This is a genomic window from Gardnerella vaginalis (assembly GCF_001563665.1).
GTDB classification, from domain to species: domain Bacteria; phylum Actinomycetota; class Actinomycetes; order Actinomycetales; family Bifidobacteriaceae; genus Bifidobacterium; species Bifidobacterium vaginale_A.
In genome coordinates, this window is record NZ_KQ961876.1 from 1 (window position 1) to 3,425 (window position 3,425).

The window sequence follows — 3,425 nt, forward strand, 5'->3', positions numbered from 1 at the left end:
TTTTTTGTAAAAGAGCATCACCAATATATTTTTCGTTTTGCAAGATGCCTTTAATATTAGATAAATTCCATTTTAAATGCCCGGCACCGTTTTTAACACCGTCTTTTTCAAGGCCCTCCGCTATGTCTCTAAGGCTTAATCCTTCTAAATATTCTCTATAAATTCTTCTTACGACTTTTGCTTCCTGTTCAAGAATTACAAGTTACTTGAAGATTATGATAAAAAGAATTGGTTTGATCGTGAAGATTTTTTGAAAAATAGGGATAAAACTAAATTAACTTCAAAATCTAAGGTATTAAAAATAAAAATATAAAAAAACTAATTATAGGATTGAATATAGCAATAAACGATAGATAATAAAAAAATCTATCGTATTTTTAGTTTAAGAAATTATAAAAAAGCAAAGTACGCTTGACAAAAAAAGCAAAGCGAGCTATACATTATATGTAAAGTTAACTTGCTGTTGAAGGAGGAAAATGAAAAATACAATTTCTCAATTAAGAAAACAGCATAAAATAACTCAAGAAGAATTGGCAAATGAAGTTGGAGTAACAAGACAGACCATAACTTCCATTGAAACTGGGAAATATATAGCGTCACTGCCGTTGGCTTTTAAAATTGCTAAGTTTTTTGATATGAGTATTGAAGAAATATTTAGTATAGAAGAGGATGATTAATATGAACAAATTAGAAAAATATAAAAAAGAAATAGGATTTAGAATTAGTATTTTAGTCTTATTATGTATGGTTGCCTTACTCGCAGTTATTATTGGAAATTTTTACTTAAAATATAAATTTCCATTAAAAGAAGATGTGACATATTATGTAGCAGTATTTTTTATTGGACTTGAACTTGTATCTGTATTCTACATGTCAATGCTTGGTAGAGCATATAGAAATAGAGATATATTGGAGAAGATGCATACTAAAGAAACAGATGAAAGAATGATATTAATAAAGATGAAGTCAGGATCAAATATAATACCTATATTTTCAATGGTTATTGTAATAGTTTCTTTAATTGTAGCATATGTAAGTTATGAAGCCTTTTTAGCGTTAATAATAGTTGCATTTGTACAAATAATATTTTCTAAATTATTAAAAGTATATTGGTCAAAAAAGATTTAAAATATCATAGTAAAGGTATTAGACGATAGACAGTTAAAACTCTATCGTCTTTTTTTATACTCAAAATTAGGAGGTAAAAATGGTAAGTATAAGAAGCCTCACTTAAAACAATTTAATATATAAGACATTCAGCGATTGAAATATAAGTTCAGTCGCTTTTTTAATTGAAATTTATAGATTAAGTAGAAGAAATTAATGGATAGGGAAATGATAATTTAGCTGCCTAATCTTCGATTGTCGCTCGCCCGTTCATGAGCATAGGGAGCAGCCAATCTCGGAGAGCTATCAAAGCTCTATTTTCGCGTTGATGCGCCTGTGGAAACATATCTATAATTAATAATCTTTCCGAAATCCCACAATCTTGGCTAAAGTATTCTTTATATCAAATGAATTCCATAATTTTAATTCAATGATTCCATCATATTCTTTTTCTACTCTAACTAAATCAAGTACATCCCCATTAAATATATAATATTGCTCTGATAGTTCTAATGCATATTTTTTAAAATCGTTATATAATTTCTCGTTTTCAAATCTAACCAAAAAGCCGTTATCTTTCTTAGTAACAACTGCATTATAATTTTTAATAAATGAATTCAAAACTTTTTCTATTTCTTTTTCACGATTATCTTTTTTTAATAGTCCCATATAAATACTATTGTTATCATAATTCGATATACTCTCTTCCCAGTTTACTAAAATTTCATTCTCGCAAGATATATCACCATTATTATCCTTAATATTTATAATATGCATGACAATATATAATATTGGGGCATCATCTAAATTCTCTACCTCTTTTTGAATCTCATCTAAATCTTGAATTATCTCTTCACAATGATAATTACAACAAGAAGAAAATAGTTTTAGCAGTTCTCCATCAACAATAGAATTGTCTTTAAGAAAAGAAGAAAATTTTTCATAAAGTTTTTTATCTTCAGGATTATCATCCAAATTTAATGGTACATACTTATAACCATTTTTATATACACTGCTCTCATACAAAAAAGTCCTTTTACATCGCTTCTTTAATAAATATTTCATGTAATCTCTTCTCAAACCTGTATCAAGTTTGTAATGTACATTGCAATGATAATTATGATTATATTTTTCCAGTTCTTGTGTAGTTTTATTCTCAAAAAAATACTTTGCAGTCAAAATATCGTTTGATGCTTGTTTAATAATTTTTTCTTTTATTTCACTATCACAATCCTTGCTTGAATCTAATTCCTCGAAATGTTCTTCTAAATTCTCTTTAATTAAAGTTATCTCATCTTTCAATTCATTAAACTTAAGCTTTAGTTCAAGTGAAACTTCCTTAATGTTTGGTCGTTCCGCAGGATTTTGTCTCGTGCATCTTTCTACTAATCCATCAACATCGATTAACCAAGGATATATATCTGATATTAAAGCAAAATTAGATCCTTCTGGTTTTTTGCTAGTAAAAATTTCATTCATTATCAATCCTAATGAAAATATATCCACAGCTGTAGTTGTATCCTTTGACAAACCTTTTATTTTTTGTTCTGGAGCAGCATATCCTCTATTTGCTAGCAAATCATCTTTACTGGTTATTGACGAGTTTTCAAAATGAGCGATTCCCAAATCTGCTAAAACCAATTTATCTTTCTCTACCAAAATGTTTTCAGGTTTCAAATCCCTATGAATTACATTTTGGTTATGAAGGAACTCAAGTGCGCTACAAATCTGAAATATATAATTAAAACCTTTTTCAAAGCTAATTCCAATTTCTATCAAATCCGCTAAATTTTTATCATAAAGTTCCATTACATAACAAAGTTTGTTATTGATTTCTCCATGCGAATATATTGGAATCAGATTATCATGTTTGGCATTTTTACAAAACTCTACTTCTTTTTTAAAGCGTTCTTTCTTATTATCACTTTCTTCATTTAAAATTTTTACAGCAAATTTTTTACTATCAATTTCTGCAATCCAAACACTGGAATTCCCTCCATCCTTTAAATGTTCAAGAAGTGTACATATCTTTCCGTCTATCTCAAACTTCTTCCCTTTTAATTTAGTCATTTCTTATTTCTCACTTCCCAATTCATCCTTTGTATCTCCACACACCATATCAATGCAAACATTCACATCTATATAATTTATTAGGACTTTTTTCGTCCACCTTCGCCATCTTCTACAAATACATAATGCTTGTAAAACTGCTTAAAATGCAGGATTTTCACGATTTCACTCTTTGTATCAACGCTACGCACTCCACGTGGATTGAGAGAACTCCTAGTATAGCTACACTTTTTTGAGTGCACACTATG

The 3,425-nt window shown here is 28.4% G+C and carries 3 protein-coding genes and 1 pseudogene; 2 read left to right on the forward strand and 2 right to left on the reverse strand.

The annotated features are described in order from the left end of the window. Nucleotides 1-202: pseudogene (locus tag HMPREF3230_RS06325) on the reverse strand (recombinase family protein); the annotation flags it as partial. Nucleotides 203-476: 274 nt separating this feature from the next. Between HMPREF3230_RS06325 and HMPREF3230_RS05750 the strand changes: the two are divergent. Beyond that, nucleotides 477-677, forward strand: coding sequence for a helix-turn-helix transcriptional regulator (locus tag HMPREF3230_RS05750; protein ID WP_012994121.1), 201 nt, complete (start codon nt 477-479; stop codon nt 675-677). A 1-nt stretch (nt 678) separates the two neighbouring features. Continuing rightward, nucleotides 679-1,128, forward strand: coding sequence for a hypothetical protein (locus HMPREF3230_RS05755; RefSeq protein ID WP_075523999.1), 450 nt, complete (start codon nt 679-681; stop codon nt 1,126-1,128). A 333-nt stretch (nt 1,129-1,461) separates the two neighbouring features. Here HMPREF3230_RS05755 and HMPREF3230_RS05760 read toward each other — a convergent pair whose 3' ends face one another. Then, entirely contained in the window at nt 1,462-3,177 is a 1,716-nt protein-coding gene (locus tag HMPREF3230_RS05760) for a serine/threonine-protein kinase (RefSeq protein ID WP_075523977.1), read from the reverse strand. Between the last annotated feature and the right edge of the window lie 248 nt (nt 3,178-3,425).